This window comes from Paenibacillus sp. J5C2022 (genome assembly GCF_025567625.1).
GTDB lineage: Bacteria > Bacillota > Bacilli > Paenibacillales > Paenibacillaceae > Pristimantibacillus.
This window is the reverse complement of sequence record NZ_JAOQJC010000003.1, coordinates 183,085-198,502: the sequence shown is the minus strand read 5'-3', so window position 1 is coordinate 198,502 and position 15,418 is coordinate 183,085. Positions and strand designations below refer to the sequence as shown.

Annotated in this window: 10 protein-coding genes; 4 read left to right on the top strand and 6 right to left on the bottom strand. The window is 50.6% G+C overall.

Going from position 1 to position 15,418, the window contains the following annotated elements:
* The first annotated feature begins 32 nt into the window (after nucleotides 1-32).
* Nucleotides 33-1,811, top strand: coding sequence for an alpha-1,3-galactosidase-related protein (locus M6D81_RS03945; RefSeq protein WP_486187828.1), 1,779 nt, complete (start codon nucleotides 33-35; stop codon nucleotides 1,809-1,811).
* Between the two features lie 354 nt (nucleotides 1,812-2,165).
* On the opposite strand, the gene M6D81_RS03940 is transcribed toward M6D81_RS03945, so the two are convergent.
* The 6 genes from M6D81_RS03940 to M6D81_RS03915 form a co-directional block, all read right to left on the bottom strand.
* The gene (locus tag M6D81_RS03940) at nucleotides 2,166-4,205 is read right to left on the bottom strand and encodes an alpha-amylase family protein (RefSeq protein WP_262675512.1); all 2,040 of its coding nucleotides are present in this window, start codon (nucleotides 4,203-4,205) and stop codon (nucleotides 2,166-2,168) included.
* 39 nt (nucleotides 4,206-4,244) lie between these two features.
* A complete protein-coding gene (locus tag M6D81_RS03935; RefSeq protein WP_262675511.1) occupies nucleotides 4,245-6,284 on the bottom strand; it encodes a glycosyl hydrolase family 28 protein in 2,040 nt (679 codons plus the stop codon).
* Entirely contained in the window at nucleotides 6,281-7,210 is a 930-nt protein-coding gene (locus M6D81_RS03930) for a glycoside hydrolase family 43 protein (protein ID WP_262675510.1), read from the bottom strand. The genes M6D81_RS03935 and M6D81_RS03930 overlap by 4 nt, the downstream gene beginning before the upstream one ends.
* Before the next feature lie 63 nt (nucleotides 7,211-7,273).
* On the bottom strand, nucleotides 7,274-8,089 hold the full coding sequence (locus M6D81_RS03925; RefSeq protein ID WP_262675509.1) for a carbohydrate ABC transporter permease: 816 nt from the start codon (nucleotides 8,087-8,089) through the stop codon (nucleotides 7,274-7,276).
* Nucleotides 8,086-8,967 (bottom strand): carbohydrate ABC transporter permease, encoded by an 882-nt coding sequence (locus M6D81_RS03920; protein ID WP_262675508.1) that lies wholly within the window; start codon nucleotides 8,965-8,967, stop codon nucleotides 8,086-8,088. Before M6D81_RS03920 ends, M6D81_RS03925 begins: the two co-directional genes overlap by 4 nt.
* Nucleotides 8,968-9,044: 77 nt before the next feature.
* Nucleotides 9,045-10,427: an ABC transporter substrate-binding protein gene (locus M6D81_RS03915; protein WP_262675507.1), complete on the bottom strand. Its 1,383-nt coding sequence runs from the start codon at nucleotides 10,425-10,427 to the stop codon at nucleotides 9,045-9,047.
* Between the two features lie 129 nt (nucleotides 10,428-10,556).
* Here M6D81_RS03915 and M6D81_RS03910 point away from each other — a divergent pair, with 129 nt between their 5' ends.
* The 3 genes from M6D81_RS03910 (at nucleotide 10,557) to M6D81_RS03900 (ending at nucleotide 15,187) form a co-directional block, all read left to right on the top strand.
* Nucleotides 10,557-12,365, top strand: coding sequence for a cache domain-containing sensor histidine kinase (locus tag M6D81_RS03910; protein ID WP_262675506.1), 1,809 nt, complete (start codon nucleotides 10,557-10,559; stop codon nucleotides 12,363-12,365).
* Complete coding sequence (locus M6D81_RS03905; protein WP_262675505.1) at nucleotides 12,358-13,968, top strand: response regulator; 1,611 nt, start codon at nucleotides 12,358-12,360, stop codon at nucleotides 13,966-13,968. Before M6D81_RS03910 ends, M6D81_RS03905 begins: the two co-directional genes overlap by 8 nt.
* A 160-nt stretch (nucleotides 13,969-14,128) precedes the next feature.
* Nucleotides 14,129-15,187 (top strand): M42 family metallopeptidase, encoded by a 1,059-nt coding sequence (locus tag M6D81_RS03900; protein WP_262675504.1) that lies wholly within the window; start codon nucleotides 14,129-14,131, stop codon nucleotides 15,185-15,187.
* Nucleotides 15,188-15,418 lie beyond the last annotated feature (231 nt).

Sequence of the window (15,418 nt, the reverse complement as noted above, 5' to 3'; positions counted from 1 at the left end):
CAGGTTCGGGGGGAGAGTGCAAGTTGACTCGCATGACGATAGAGGTTAACGAGGCAACTTATGGATTGAGGGATGGTGAAGACGCCGTGCCGGCATTGCGGCGCGCGCTGGACGACGCGAAGCGGCTTGGGGCTGCGAGGCTCGATATCGCCTCCGGGACCTATGCGCTGAAGCCCGACTTCGCGCAGGAGAGGCATTGCTATATTTCGAACAACGACGCGGGAATGAAGCGGATCGCCTTCCTGCTCGATGAATTCGAGCATTTCGAATTGGACGCCAACGATTCTTTGTTCGTGTGTGAAGGCTTGATGGTTCCTTTTTTCATTACGCGTTGCCGGCATATCACGCTACGCAATTTTCGATTGGATTGGGAGAAGCCGTTTTTCTTCCAAGGAACGGTCGTGGCCTCACATCCGGAAGAAGGCAGCTTCGACCTTCGGGTACTGGACGAATGCGCGTATGAGATTCGCAAGGAAGAGTTGATCTTTCGCGGCAAGCCGGCGCCTGGCGCAGACCATTGGAAACAATGGCCTGCGCCGCTCCTGACAGACGTAACATGGGAGCAGAATATTCACTGGAACATGTGGTTCGACGAGCGAACGGGCAGGCCGGTCTATCAGGAAGGGAAATACCAGCTCGAACCGCAGCCTAAAGCCGAAGAACTAAGACCGGGAGTCGTCCGTTTCTATCATGCTTGCTCCGAGCTGCCGTCGCCCGGGATGACATTAGTAGTTAAAGGCAAGAAAGAGCCGAACCGGACCTCGCCGGCAATTGTATTGTCGGCGAGCAGCGATCTTAGAGTCGAACAGGTGACCGTCCATCATGCGGGTGGGATGGGTCTGATCGGGCAGCGCTGCGAGAATGTGACGCTCAAGCAATTCGAAGTAAGACTTCCTCCGGACAGTCGGAGAAAATGCTCAACGACCGCCGATGCCACTCATTTCAATATGTGCAAAGGCAAAATCGCTTTCGAAGATTGCTTTTTCGAAAATATGCTGGACGATGCCACGAACATTCATGGGAGTTATGTGCGTGTGGAAAAGACGGTGGGTACGCATTCGCTTCTTTGCCGCTTCATGCACAAGCAGCAGGCCGGACTCCCATTCGCGGATGCGGGAGATCAGGTTCGCCTGTTCACGCGGGACGATCTTCAAGCATATGCCGTATTGGATGTGGAAGAGACGGCTAGTTATAATTCCGAATATTTCACCATCACGTTCCGGCAGCCTGTGGACAAGCTGGCAAAGCCTGATTCTGCCGCGGATAATCTGACATGGCAGCCGAAGGTAGAGATGCGGCGCTGCACCGTACGGAACAATAGAGCGAGATGCATACTTCTCCAGACGCATCAGCCGGTTCTAATTGAACATAATCATTTCGAATGCTCTTCGTTCGCAGGATTATCCTTTGGAGGGGATGCCGGCTTATGGTGGGAGGCCGACAAGGTGGAAGACGTGTGCATCAGGCATAACGTGTTCAAGGATATCTATGGCCCGATTATTCACATTAGCCCGCAAATCGATACGACTGTCAATCCACAGGCAAGATATCATCGCAATATCCGGGTCGAGCATAATAGCATTGAAGCGGCCCACGGTACGCTTGTACGCGCGCATGCGGTGGATGGATTTCGATTTTCCGGCAACGCGGTTCGAGCAGGATCGAGAATAGAGGCCGCCAGGGAAACGCCGAACTGCTCATTCACCGCAAGCTCGGATGTGCTGATCAGCGACAATCGCGTAGAGTGGGGGGCGGATCTCGTGATCGCCGGAGATGCTATAAGCGATATCGTTCAACACGGAAACTGCTGAAATGAATGGAAAGTTTGCATATCGTGAGGCCTTTATCGATTCAAAGACAGAGACTAAGACTGATGATGTACTAGTCTAACTGGATTTCATGCTGTTTATTTCAGCGATTATTGCCATTTTGTGCGATCTAGTCTGATTCAACTGCACTTAATCCATTTGTTGCGTGCGAGATAGACGATATAGCCTCATTAATGACATATAATCCAGTTAGCTGAAGTGCTGCAGAAGGAAAAGCAGTGGATATCCAATGAACGCCAATATGAATATCTGAACGCTACAGCGGATATATTCGTTTGCGGCAATAAATTGTCCCTCCCGATGTCCTTGGCGCCATCGAGAGGGACATTTGCTGCTTCACTGAAGCTTGTACGAAATCGTATAACCCATTAATCCTTTGCTGCAATCTTCGACTTTGAAGATAACCGTATGATCCTCTTCATTGTACTGAAAAGGAATAGCCAGCAAGTCCTTCTCTACGCCTTTATAGATGCCCTCTAATTGGATACGTGGAGGCAAGGGGATCTCTATTGCCATATCCGATATGGCGGCGATTATGGCGCTGTCCTCCCTGTACGCGGCAAGAACCCGACCATGCAAGCTTAGAGCGGAATAGAATCCGGACAGGGGGCCGGAAGTATAGGTTCGGAAATATCTCTGGTGCTGGCTGTCAATGGTAATCTCCATGTCTGATCGGATCGGTGCGTGCCGATAGGCGTTCCATATGGCACGCAGCCGATTGTAATCGGATTCCCCCAGCTTCTCTTTTGTATCAAATCCATCGACATGATAAGTGACGGGTATGCCGAATGCTGCCGACACAATGCTGTATTCCGCGGCTCGAATGCGGGAGTTGGGCCAGCCGTCTACATCAATGAGCACGCCGGGCAGCATTCGCTTCACCAGCTCTGCGCGTTTATACCACATTGCCGGGGATTCCTGGTGAACGGGGAACAGATCGTTTAGCCGCTGAACCGGAGCAACCTTTTGCAGATAGGGTTCAGCTCCGCTAAGCGTTAGGAACGCATCCTCTTTATGACGGATCGACTCGGCATGGATGAATTTCACCAGATTATACCATAGCAGCTCGCCGATTCCCCATTCTTTGCTGTGAATTTGATGCTTGCCGGCAACCGGACCGTAATAGTTCATATCGATCTTGAAGCCGTCCGCATTCAGGCAGTCAGCATCGGACGAGAGCATGCGCCTAATCGTTTCTTTCATATGTGCCTGAACGTCGGCTCTGGAGCAATCCAGCAGGTAGAGATGATCGAATATTTCGGTATTGGTCACTTTTGCAGGCTCGCCGCTCAGGTCACGAACCAAATAGTGCGGGTTCTCGGCAACAATGCGAGATTCTGTTGTAACCCATAAGGGGGTATACCATAGAATAACGCGATGTCCCAGCTCCTTCATACGGTCAATCCATTGTCGCAAGCCTGCGTTGCCGCCGAATCGACCCCAGTGGGCGTGATAATCTCCGAAGTGGTCGAACCATAACGCATCGATAATAATGTTGAATTCACGCGAACCGGTGCTGAGCGCCAGCTTGTCGGTCCATTGCGTCAAGGCGCTCGCTGTCAGGGGATTGTCATCGAATCCAAAGCTGTTCTCCATATATTCCTGTTGGCCCCATGTACAGAACAACGGTTTGCTCCACCAGTCCCAGCTTTTCTTCTGCTCGTCCAAATAACCATTCTGACGATAGTAATCCACATAGGGATCCAAAATGCCATTCTCATCATCCAAGCCGAAATGAAAAGTTGCGCGTGGATATCGCCCCTCGTAGCAGGTTCCGTCGAAATGGGTAAAGGCCAACTGGAACGCTCCTTGCCGGAAGTCTCCAACGACTTCGTAAAGCGGGAGGGGATCGGGGATCATCAGCCCCCACCAATTCCCGCTATCCCTGCTCCACTTGTTGCAGAACGAAAGCGCTTTAGGAGCAGGGCATGTCATCCATATATAGTTTAATTGGCGATCGAATTGCGATTCCTTGGCCGTTGCGCTGTAAGAGAAGGTAACGGACTCTTCTGGCAAGAATACTCGATTGTAAGCATCGGGAAGAAATCCGCGCACGACATGATCGGTTAACTGCGAATTCGCGAAATAAATGATCTCTTTTGTGATATCGCACCTGCCGTCGATGGAATAGGAAAGGGAGGAGCCTTGAACGGTAAGCTTGACATTATCGCTGCTCCCGTCTAAAGCCCCAACCAATGTAACGCCATCACTGTCAAGAAACCATTCCTTCACGTGACGCTCGCAGCCGTCAATAATGGGGTTTAGATGCAGAGTAGCCATGCTTTCTCCTGCCTCAATCTCCAGTCGTTGATCCTGAATGGTTAATCGAGCGCCAGGCAAAGTAAGTTGATACGTATTTTCGAATAGCTTGAACATGTTATGCACCTCTGTTAGCTAGTGTAGCTGGGATTGATTTCAATAAGGATACGTGATGACCGGACTCCATGCTGTAGTATCGTATGCGATTGTGTTGCCGGGATCTAGGCGGAAGGAGATAACATCGCCTTCGGACACATAGGTAGTTACATCGTAGGTCGCACCGGCGGAATCGTCATAGGCTATATTTTGCCATCCTCCATTGCCTGGCCAAACGTTGGTGTTGTTGTTCCAGATGCTAACCAGCACGCCATCCCCGCCAGCCGTATCCCACTTCTTGACAATGCCGCTCACATTCACTAAGCCGTGCATCGGGGCTGTCCATTCGAGCAGAACTTGGTTCTGATCAGGATGGACGAGGATGTGTTCCGGCACTGCCCACAAGGAATCCCATGTGTTCGTCCCTCTCCAGTAGTGGCTGCCATCGGGGTTCCAAGCCATATCCTGAAAACCGATGCCTGCGGCCCAGGTTCTGTAGTGCCACCCGTTCGTATCCTGAAGGACAGAGTAGTCCCGTGCGGCCTTGTACGTATGGATGGAGTCGCCGTTGACACCTTCTCCCAGTGGACCGCGGGGAAGCCATTCCGTACCAGTCGGACTGATTAAGGTGACATCGCTTGTATAAGCGTTAACATTGAAATGGGGATCATTCCAATTCTCTACGTATTGGCCGTTGATCTGGATATTGCGAAGCTCTACGCCCCGAATATTTTTGGATTGGTTCCAGCCGGCCATGCGGATTTCGTTGCTGCCATCCGAGGTCGACGTAATATTGTCGTACGTAATGTTCTCGATATATCCTGGCCAGGCCTGATTGCCTTGAATGGAGCCGAACCAGAAGCTGTCGCGAATATCGATGTTAATGAGGCGTTTGGCCTTCTCTACGCGAATATCCTTGAAGGTAATGTTTTTCATAACGGTGCCGTTCAGCATGACAATATTAATGGCTGACCGTTCCGTCAACTCGTCTGGATAGGTTTTGTCGTCGTAATGATGGAGTATATCGATATTTTGGAACAAGATATTGTTGTAGTAGGAGGCTAGCGTTTCCTGTCCTACGCCAATGACGTTGTTGGCATCGCTCCACAACTGTGAGTTTTTGTAGGTAATGTTATAGTTGGGTGCCATTGTCGCGGGATCAATATAGGAATGATAGCCTTGATTTGTATAGCCTTTAATGGATACGGCATCGTCGCTGGAGCGGATAAATACATTATCGAAGAGAACGTCATGACTGTTAATGATATTGAAGCCATCCGTGCTGGCATAGCGAGGACTGACCACTTTGTAATTTTGAACGGTAATATTATGGCAGCCTTGCATGAAAGCCGTCCACACGCCGTAATTGCGATTGAGAATGACATCCTTGATCTGTACATTAGAGCTGTTCTTCAGTACTAACGCTACATCGTCATACGTGTCGTTGCTGTGATAGTCATTCAGCAAGATTCCTCGACCGCGAATAGTTACATTGGTCGCGTCCTTCACAATGACCCGCGCGCGCAGAATTGCTCCGCCTGCTATATACAGTGTCTGGCCGCTGGTGAGCATGATGGGGCTGCCCGATTCGTCGTGGTAGCCCGGTCCGTAATATAGCACATCCGGGTCGCTGGCAGAAGGAACATTCGTATCGGGGGTTTCCGCGAATAGATGCAACACCTTTCCTTGATAGTTCTCATCCAATACCAAGGTGACATGGGTCGGTTCATGCAAGGTGAAACTGATGGTGCTTCCTGAACGGGTGGAGCTTATGCCAAGCGAATCGGGAATCAGCTTGTATGTGGTGAACGGGAAATTGACGTTAATGCTCACGTTCACTGCGCCTCCCGATAATTCGAAGTAGCCGTATGTGACGGGGGTGCCCCAAGGATTGTCGCCGGCATCGTATAAATCAACGGGCGATCCCTGTGCACTGAGGCCGAAATCGGCAGAGACGGGAGCGCCTGAAGGCGCCGAATAGGTGGTGACAGTACCGCTGGCTGATGTAGTGTCCGGACCTATGAAGACGACCGAGCCGAGAATCAATAAGCTGGCAAGCAGGAATGCGATTCTTTGTCGAGCCAGTTTGGTGTTCATCATAAATGTCTCCTTTCTATTATAAAGCGGTCTTGTTCAATAGAAATAGAATGGAATTGAGCTCGTTCCCGCGGTGTGTCATTGGGACAATGAAGGGTTAACGCAAGTTGGCCTTCCCAGGTGCGGAACAGCATGCCATGCCCCCCGTCCTTGCGGAAGAATGGCTCATTCTCTTGCTTCCATGGTCCAAGAATGCCGCCGGATTGCGATCGGGCGAGCCCCATCGCGTATCCTTCTTCTCCATAGCTGGACCATATCATCCATAGCTCGCCTGACCGTGGCGAGAACAAGAACGGGCCGTCCGTGACATAGCCCTGATGAGTATCGTTTCCTTGCAGAATAGTCCATGGCGCTTCCGAAGCCGAGAACAGCCGGTACGGCTCCCCGAGCGTTCCCGTCATATCCGGCTTGAGACGCCGCGCGTACATTTCGCCGTCAACGACTTCCAGCCATTCGCGGCAGAATACGATCCATCGCTGACCTTCATCATCTTGATACAATGTTCCGTCGAGACACTCCCAATCGGGAGGGGTTAACGGTTCGTTCGTCAACGGCTGGAATGGCCCAAGCGGATGATTGGCTGCAAGCAGCTGCGTGCCGCGGCAATAGCCGGGGGCCTTGAAGCTGGCCAGCATGTAATATTGGCCATCCAACCGATGAACCTCCGGCGCCCAGAAGTTCTCCTTCCCCCAGAAGCTAGCGTTGGAGCCGGAGCCTGTAGCCACCCTGAATACGGGGAATGGGCCTTCCCAGTGCCGCAGATCGCGGCTGCGATAAGCGTCGAAGCCCGCGCCCGGTCCAGCCCACGGATTGTCGTCCGTCGTTCCGTACATATAATAGAAGGAATGCTCATCAGTGACCGCCGTCAGAATGAAGGGATCCCGTATGCGGATATCTTCCGTAGACAGCCATTGTTTTGTCGCTTCCATTCATCTCACCTCGCTTCGTTCTCATTGCTTAATGCAGAGCTTATTATTGCTCCATATTGCGAATTATCCCTTCACCGAGCCTGCCGTCATGCCGTCGATAATATGCTTCTGCAAGACCAGATACACGATGACAACCGGCAAGGAGACTAGCACCACATTGGAGAAAATCAAATGCCAATCCGAGCTGTATGTGCCCATAAAGTTGAAGATCGTCAGTGTCACGGTATAGTTGCTTGGATTGTTCAGGAAGTAGATGGTGATTCCAAAGTCGTTCCATGCGTTCATGAACGTAATAATTATTAACGTGACGGTGACGGGCCGTATTAACGGGAATATGACGCTGAAGAATAAACGCAAGGGACCGGCTCCGTCGATAACGGCGGCCTCGTCAATTTCCCGCGGAATGCTTTTGAAAAAACCGGTGTACAGGAAAACGCCAAATGATAGGTTTGTGACAACAAGCATAATGATGGCTGCCGCATATGTCTTGATCGACAAGTAATACGTTATGAAGTATGCCGGAATGATCTGTAGAGGAACCATAAGGCCTAACAGGATTAAGACATACAGAAAACCCGACATCGCCGTATTCTTTCTCTGCAAAGTGAAAGCCGTCATCGCGCTGAGTATAATTAGCAGCAATACTGTAGAGACGGTGATGATCGTGCTGTTCCAGAGCCCCATCAACACGCCTCCAATCTCTACCATTTGGCTGTAATTATCCAGAATAAACCACTGTTTAGGGAGAGCCAGCGACATTTCCGCTGCTTCTGCCTTATTCTTGAAGGAGTTGACCACGATAAAATAAAGCGGAATGACGATAAGCAAGCTGAGCGCGCAAGCAAGCAGCTCCCATAAAAATTTGACACCGCGGTTCATACCTCCACCTCCTTGCGAGCGATTGCTTTCCAGGTAGGGATGACGATGGCGATGACGATCAGCGATAATAATATGCTGGCGGCTGCTCCTTCTCCGAGTCTGCCGCTGCCGAACGCCTTGAATACGAGCGTGCCGAATACTTCCGTCGCGGATCCGGGACCGCCTTGTGTTACGGCCTGCACAAGATCGAATACCTTCAATCCGCCAATTAGATTAATGATCAGGGCATTATTGAAGTACGGCATGATGAGGGGGAACGTAATATGCTTGAACTTCTGAAGACTCGAGGCGCCTTCTAGCTCAGCGGACTCGTAGTAGTCCTTTGATATAGATTGCAATCCGGCCAATATAATCGCCATCGTAAAGCCAGCCCACTTCCAGGTCTCAATCATGACAAGGGAGTAGATCGCCAGTTGCCGATCCGTCAGCCAGTGCTGAGTGAGCGCGTCCAATCCGATATAGGTTAGAAAGTTGTTGATCATACCGGTGGTGGGATGCATGGCGGATGTGAAAAAAACGCCTACGGCGACCGTGCTCAGAATGGCCGGAAGGAAGAAGACGGTTCGCAAGTAGCTTTTCATTCTTAACTGCTGATTGAGGAATACGGCAAGCCCCATGCCGATGACTACTTTGAGCACCGTGGATGCAAAGGCGAAAATAAATGAGTTTCGTATCGCGGCATTCAAATAAGAGTCAGTCAGTACATGAACATAATTGATCCAACCCGCGAATCGGATTGCCTGGAATGAGAATTGACTAATATGAGTAAAGGATAATACGACGCCAAGCAGCGACGGGATGACAAAGAACAGCACATACAAGATTAGGCCGGGCATGACCAGCATATAGGTGTAGCGATTTTGGCTCCATTTGCGCATGGTTTCTCACTCCGTTTGTAGTTGAGCCCCTTTCCCTGCATATGGGGAGAGGGGCTGTTGATGTACAGGCTAGATGATTAAGGCCATTTTGTATCGCCCTTTGCTTTGGCATTTTTGGCTGTCTCTTCATCCAATGCTTCGACAACCTGCTCGAGCGATTTTCCTCCGACGTAATAATCCTGCATGAACTTATCGAATGCGCCATAGGAATACAGTTCGCCGTTGCCTTGCCAATGGAGAATGCCCTTGCCGTTCTTCAATGCCTGATCCAGGTCTGCGATTGCTGGCGCCAGCTTCGCGTTAACCTTTGTGTTCAGATATATGCCTGGCTGCGCGTCGGCATATATCTGCTGCGCTTCCGCGGAAGCGATGTAATTCACCGCCTGTTTGGCCAATTCGACATCTTTGGCGGAGGTCGTTACCGACAAGGATGCAGGAGGAGAAATATTCACGTAATTATTACCGTCCTCGGAGATCGGGAATGGAAATGCGCCGATGTTATCTACCTCTTCCGGGTACTTCTTCATGATTTCGCCCATAAACCAGGTGCCGTTCGCATGCATCGCCGCCGAGCCATCTACGAGCGCTCCTTGAGCACCGTCGTAGGTGTCCGACAAATACGATTCATTGACATATTCTTTGTCGATAATCTCTTTGGATTTTTCAATGGAGTCCATAAAGAGCGACAAGTTCTTGTATTGGTTTTTATTTGTATTCATTTCTGTCCAGAAGTCCGGGAACGATTTGCCGGATCGCATAATTTCCTGCGAGAAGCCGAAGTGAGGCAGGAATGTCAAGGTCCAAGTGTCTTTGCCCGCGTAGTAAATTGGCGTTTTGCCTGCCGCTTTCACCGTTTCCGCAAGCTGGAGGAATTCTGTCCAGGTCGTCGGCACTTGCAGGTTCAGCTCTTGGAACACTTTTTTGTTATAGAAGACGCCCATCAGCGTGGTCGTGTCTATCGGCACGGCATAATAGCTGCCTTTATATTTATAAACGCCATCCATTGCCTTCTCTTCGTATTCCTGCAGACTGGTCAAGCCTGTAAGGTCGACCAGCTTATCAAGAGCGTTGGCGTTCATGTCCATCCAGCCGGGACCGAAATTTTGCAGAAGATCAGGCAGGTCATCAGTAGCGATCTTCGTCTTTAAGATTTGCTCGCCTTGGCTGCCTCCGGCGATTTTTTGAATATCCAGTTTGAATCCGACCTGCTCCGCATTATCGTTTATGTGCGCTTCGAGAGCTTGCCAGCCGGGCGTGTACCAATCAGTGAACATTAACAGAGTCAAGGTTTTGATTTCTGCTTGTTTAGGTGGAGTTTCCTTATTGCCCGGCGTTTTCGTTCCATCCGTGTTATTCCCCTTCGAATTCGTAGCGTTGTTTTCCGATCCGCAAGCGGTTGCCGCAAATACCATAACCACCGCAAGCAGGAGAATCGAAATCATTCTAAACTTGAGCCGCATTGCTTTACCCCCTAATGTTTTTGAATAAGTGACTGATGCTATCATATCAAGAGAGACCAAGGCTAAGGATTGCACTTTTTTTCGAAACGCTGTATTTTTATTAATAAACTTAAAGCAAAGGGGCGGTGTATGACTGTGAAGAGCCTTATTCCATTCCGATACGTCAGCATCAAAGTAAAACTTGCCGCCGCCATTATGCTATTGTTCATCTTATTTCTGTCTGTAACCGTATACATATGGTACTCCAGCTCAACATCTGATGCGGAGAAGGAAGCCAGTAAGTTCATCGCGTCTATGATCAGCGTCTCCAATGATAATTTGGAGACAACGTTAAGAGACATTGATAAAATCGTAGCTAGCCTGGCCGTGAACACCGGCGATTATATGGATTCTCTTATCGCAACCTATGTAGCGGCGTACGAGACGACGGATAAAGAGAAACTTATCGCGATTGAACGCGAGATACAAGCCCATATGGTGAACTTGGCCGTGTTCAAGCATGGATTGAAGGGCTTGACGGTATCCGATTTGCAAGGACATACGATCGATTATGGCATTGTCACGCCTTTTGAACTTTTGAAGCAGCATACCTGGTTTCAACGTCTGCAGCAATCCGGCTCTGAAGCGGTCGTCGTGCCGCCCCATTATAACACCAAGCATCCCTCAAGCTCTAACCCTGGCAAAGACAGCATTATTTCCATCGTTCGTCCTATCTTGCATGAAGGGCTGGCAGCGGGATTTGTTATTGCGGATATAGACATCAATGTGGTCAAGGCGCAGTTCAGTACGAACAAGCTCAATTCGGGCAGTGTCGTTATCGTAAATAACGATACCCGTCAGCTGGTATTGAATGAATCGGAGCTCCAGCTGACATCGGATCAGCTCAAGAGATTAATGGCTCCTCTAACAAGGGAAAGCAGTGGGAGCTATTATGTGAATATGTCAGGGGAAGATATGTTCGTTGTTTATCACAATTCAACGTTTACAAAGTGGACGACGATGATATTGATGCCCAAGCGTGAATTGTTGGCCAATTCCTCTTCGACGCGGGACCGGATGTTGATCATATCTGTATTATTCTGTGCCGCGGCCGTTGTTCTCATCGTTGCCGTCACTCATTTCATGACCCGCAATCTGCTGCGGCTGCAGCGTGCACTGAGAGGAATCGGCAAGGATAATGTGGATATGAAGATTCGCATTCAATCAAATGACGAGATTGGCCAAATCTATAAGCAGTTCAATGCGATGACGATAAGGATTCAGAAGCTGATCGCTGAGGTTCAGGCAACCGAGCGCAAGCGAAGCAAAGCGGAAATTCGGGCGCTTCAAGCACAGATTAATCCCCATTTTCTGCACAACACACTGAATACGATCAAGTTCTTGTCGATGCTGCAAGGGGCGGATAATATTAAGCTCGTTGCGGAATCCCTGTCGACTTTAATGCACGGTCAGATGGATGACCGCTCCTTCATTTCGATCCGGGAGGAGATGGAATATTTGAAGAGTTATATCAACATCCAGCATTATCGCTATAACGACAAATTCGATGTGCATTACAGTCTCGAAGCTGGAGCGGAAGAGTGGATGATACCGAAGATGCTCCTGCAACCTATCGTGGAAAATGCGCTGTTACACGGCATCTCGCCTCTTCCAGGCCGGGGCATGATTGGACTGAAAATCTATCGGAGCGAGCATCGATTGGTGCTGCGCGTACAGGATAACGGAATCGGCATTAGCGCTTCCAGGCTGAAGACATTGCTTGCCGATAAGCAGGAAGGCAGGTATATCGGTATCGGTCTGCGCAATGTCCAGCAACGAATTGAATCAATCTTCGGCGCACCGTATGGCTTGAATGTATGGAGTGAGGAGAAGCGATTCACAACCGTGGAAATAACGATCCCCATACTAACCGAGAAGGATGTGCTTCGTTATGTATAAAGTGCTGCTGGCTGACGATGAGCTGCTTGTTCGGACTTCTCTCAAGCTGTTGTTGAATTGGGAGCAGCATGGCTTCTCCATATGTGGGGAAGCGTCCAGCGGCACGGAAGCGCTGCAGCTTGTCGAGCGGCATCGTCCCCATCTGCTCATCTCGGACATTCGCATGCCCGGGATGGACGGTGTTCAATTAAGCGGCGAGATGGCAAGACGCTATCCAGGCACCCGAATGATCATGCTAAGCAATTATGATGATTTCGACTATGTGAAGGGCGCTTTGCAGAACGGTGCTTCTGAATATTTGCTAAAGCACAGATTGAATGAAGAGGAGCTTACGGTTGCGCTAGCCGGGGTTAGAGAGTGGCTGCAAGCTCATTCGGAGGATGCCGAGAGCATGAGTCCAAACGCCAATCATCTGCTAGCCTTGAAGAGGGGGTTCATCGTGCAACTGATCGCAGGGTTCACATACAGCGAGGCGGAGCTGGACATGCATATCGGGATGCTGAATTTGAAGCTGGGCAAAAAGCGTTTCGTTCCCGTTATTTTATCCATCGATGACTACTCCACCCGTGAGCGAACGAAGACGATGAAGGCTTTGGAACTGGAGCAGTTTTCGGTTGTAAATATGGTTGAAGAGATTTTGCATGAGATCGGCAATGGGGCAGTCTGTCATGTAAGAGACGACCGGTTCGTCCTTCTCTTCTCGCTCCCGCATCTCCGCAGTGAAGGCCAGATGAGAGACATCGTTAACGGTGCCGCCGGCCGAATCGCGAATTGTTTGAAGACCTACTTGAATATGTCCGTCAGCCTCAGTATTGGCGAATTGTGCAGGGGCATTGAGGATATTCCAGCTAGCTACAAGAAGGCGGAGGAGCAATTAAGGAAGCGGTTCTACAAGGGGAAGAGCCTGATCCTGACTGGGGAATCGTCATCTGTGGAAGAAGTCGTCATATGCGGACTGGATATACAGCTGGAGAAAAGGCTGCTTTCCGCTATCAGAGCCGGCAACATCTCCGCCGTTAAGGAGGATCTGGCCCATATTTTTACCGCTATTAAGCAACGATCACTTAGCATGAACAGTTCGCAACTCATCTTCAATGATTTATTAGGGCTGCTGCACCGTGTATGCAAGGAAAAGGAAGTGCAGCTCTCTTTGCTCTATAGCAGCGAAGAGCTGCCGCACGACATTTTGGGCGGATTCCAGACACTGGATGAATTGAAGAACTGGTTCGAATCGCTGTTTCAACGTTATTTTCACGAGACCCGCGAAGAGGATGACAAGCTCTATTCACCATACACGAATCAGGCGCTTCGATTTATACGACAGCATTATATGAATGATATATCCTTGTCTCATACCGCCGAGCATATTGGCATCAGCAGCGCTTACTTGAGCACCCTGTTCAAAAATGAGATGAAGGTCGGTTTTTCAGACTACTTGACTGCTTTTCGCCTGGAGCAGGCCAAATCATTCTTAGAGGAAGGCAAGGAGATTCAAGATATTGCGAAGCTATGCGGCTTCAACAGCCAGCATTACTTTTTTCGCATCTTCAAGAAGCGGACTGGAATTACGCCCGGTGAATATGTAAAGGGGTTAAGAAGGTAAACTCAGACCTCTATAGGTTTTTTTCGTGCAATAACGGGTGGAGGAAGCTGAGATTTGGACATAGGAATGGTATAGTATAGAGGAAGTGTGGAAATTCGGACGGACAAGCTGCGAGAGAGGAAGGCGCTTGTGCCGCAGAAGGAAAGGTAGTGGATATCCAATGAATGCAGAGACGTTATCCTTGTTCAAAACATTGACGGAATTGCCCGGCGCTCCGGGCTTCGAGTCCCAAGTGCGGGCATTCGTTCGGGAGCAGATTGCCCCGGTATCCGATGAGATCATAACAGACCGGCTCGGCAGCATCTTCGGGGTGCGCCGGGGGGAAGAAGGCGGTCCGAAAATCATGGTAGCGGGCCATATGGATGAAGTCGGCTTCATGGTCACGCAGATTACGCCGCATGGCATGCTGAAGTTCTCACCGCTTGGCGGCTGGAACAATGGGGTGCTCCCGGCGCAGCGGGTGCATGTCATTACGGCAAGCGGAGCGCTTCCCGGCGTCATCGCCACTCCGCCGATGCTCGGCAAGGATCGCGACAAGACGGTTGACATGGAGCAGATGTTCATTGACATCGGCGCTTACAGCAAGGAGCAAGCGATGGAGCTGGGCGTTAAGCCGGGACAGCAGATCGTGCCGGTATGCCCGTTCACGCCGCTTGCCGATGGCCGCACGATTATGGCGAAGGCGTGGGACAACCGCTACGGCGTCGGCCTCGCCATCGAGCTGCTCAAGGCGCTGAAGGATGAGAAGCTGCCGAATACGCTGTATGCGGGAGCGACAGTGCAGGAGGAGGTCGGACTGAAGGGAGCCCATACGGCGGCCGAGCTGATTCAGCCGGATATCGCCTATGTGCTTGACGCCAGCCCGGCATTCGATGCGACCGGCGACCGCTCGGCGTTCGGCCGGCTCGGCGACGGCACCTTGCTGCGCATACTGGACGGCGCCATGATCACGCATCGCGGACTGGTGGAATTCGTTACCGACATCGCGGATAGCTGCGGCATCAGGTATCAGTATTATGTCGGCAAGGGCACGACTGATGCAAGCCGTGTCCAACTGCATGGCATAGGCGTGCCGTCCACGGTCATCGGCATTTGCACCCGCTATGCGCATACGTCGTCTTCCCTCATTCATACGGAGGATTACGCGCAAGCGAAGGAGCTGCTGATTCAGCTTGTGAAGCACACCGATCGTTCGGCCTTGGAGACGATTGTCAGATAATGCGAAGGGCTGTCTCATAGATTTCGTACGAAGAAGCGGCCCTGTTGAGCATGACGGGATGGCAGTAATAATAAAAAAGCGTAAGTTCTCGGGATATGTTCATCTCGGAACTTGCGCTTTTTTTTGCTGCATGGTTGCCCCCCGATTCCATTATATGCTCGCCCCCCCGGAAGCGAAGCTGCGCACTGCTTTGTATGCTTGGCCGCGGTAGTGGAGTTGCACATTGCTTTG

Excerpts from the sequence above, each read along its gene's own strand:
- M6D81_RS03910 (WP_262675506.1), top strand. The coding sequence starts at position 10,557 with ATGACTGTGAAGAGCCTTATTCCATTCCGATACGTCAGCATCAAAGTA.
- M6D81_RS03905 (WP_262675505.1), top strand. The coding sequence starts at position 12,358 with ATGTATAAAGTGCTGCTGGCTGACGATGAGCTGCTTGTTCGGACTTCT.
- M6D81_RS03920 (WP_262675508.1), bottom strand. The coding sequence starts at position 8,967 with ATGCGCAAATGGAGCCAAAATCGCTACACCTATATGCTGGTCATGCCC.
- M6D81_RS03900 (WP_262675504.1), top strand. The coding sequence starts at position 14,129 with ATGAATGCAGAGACGTTATCCTTGTTCAAAACATTGACGGAATTGCCC.
- M6D81_RS03925 (WP_262675509.1), bottom strand. The coding sequence starts at position 8,089 with ATGAACCGCGGTGTCAAATTTTTATGGGAGCTGCTTGCTTGCGCGCTC.
- M6D81_RS03935 (WP_262675511.1), bottom strand. The coding sequence starts at position 6,284 with ATGATGAACACCAAACTGGCTCGACAAAGAATCGCATTCCTGCTTGCC.
- M6D81_RS03930 (WP_262675510.1), bottom strand. The coding sequence starts at position 7,210 with ATGGAAGCGACAAAACAATGGCTGTCTACGGAAGATATCCGCATACGG.
- M6D81_RS03940 (WP_262675512.1), bottom strand. The coding sequence starts at position 4,205 with ATGTTCAAGCTATTCGAAAATACGTATCAACTTACTTTGCCTGGCGCT.
- M6D81_RS03915 (WP_262675507.1), bottom strand. The coding sequence starts at position 10,427 with ATGCGGCTCAAGTTTAGAATGATTTCGATTCTCCTGCTTGCGGTGGTT.
- M6D81_RS03945 (WP_486187828.1), top strand. The coding sequence starts at position 33 with ATGACGATAGAGGTTAACGAGGCAACTTATGGATTGAGGGATGGTGAA.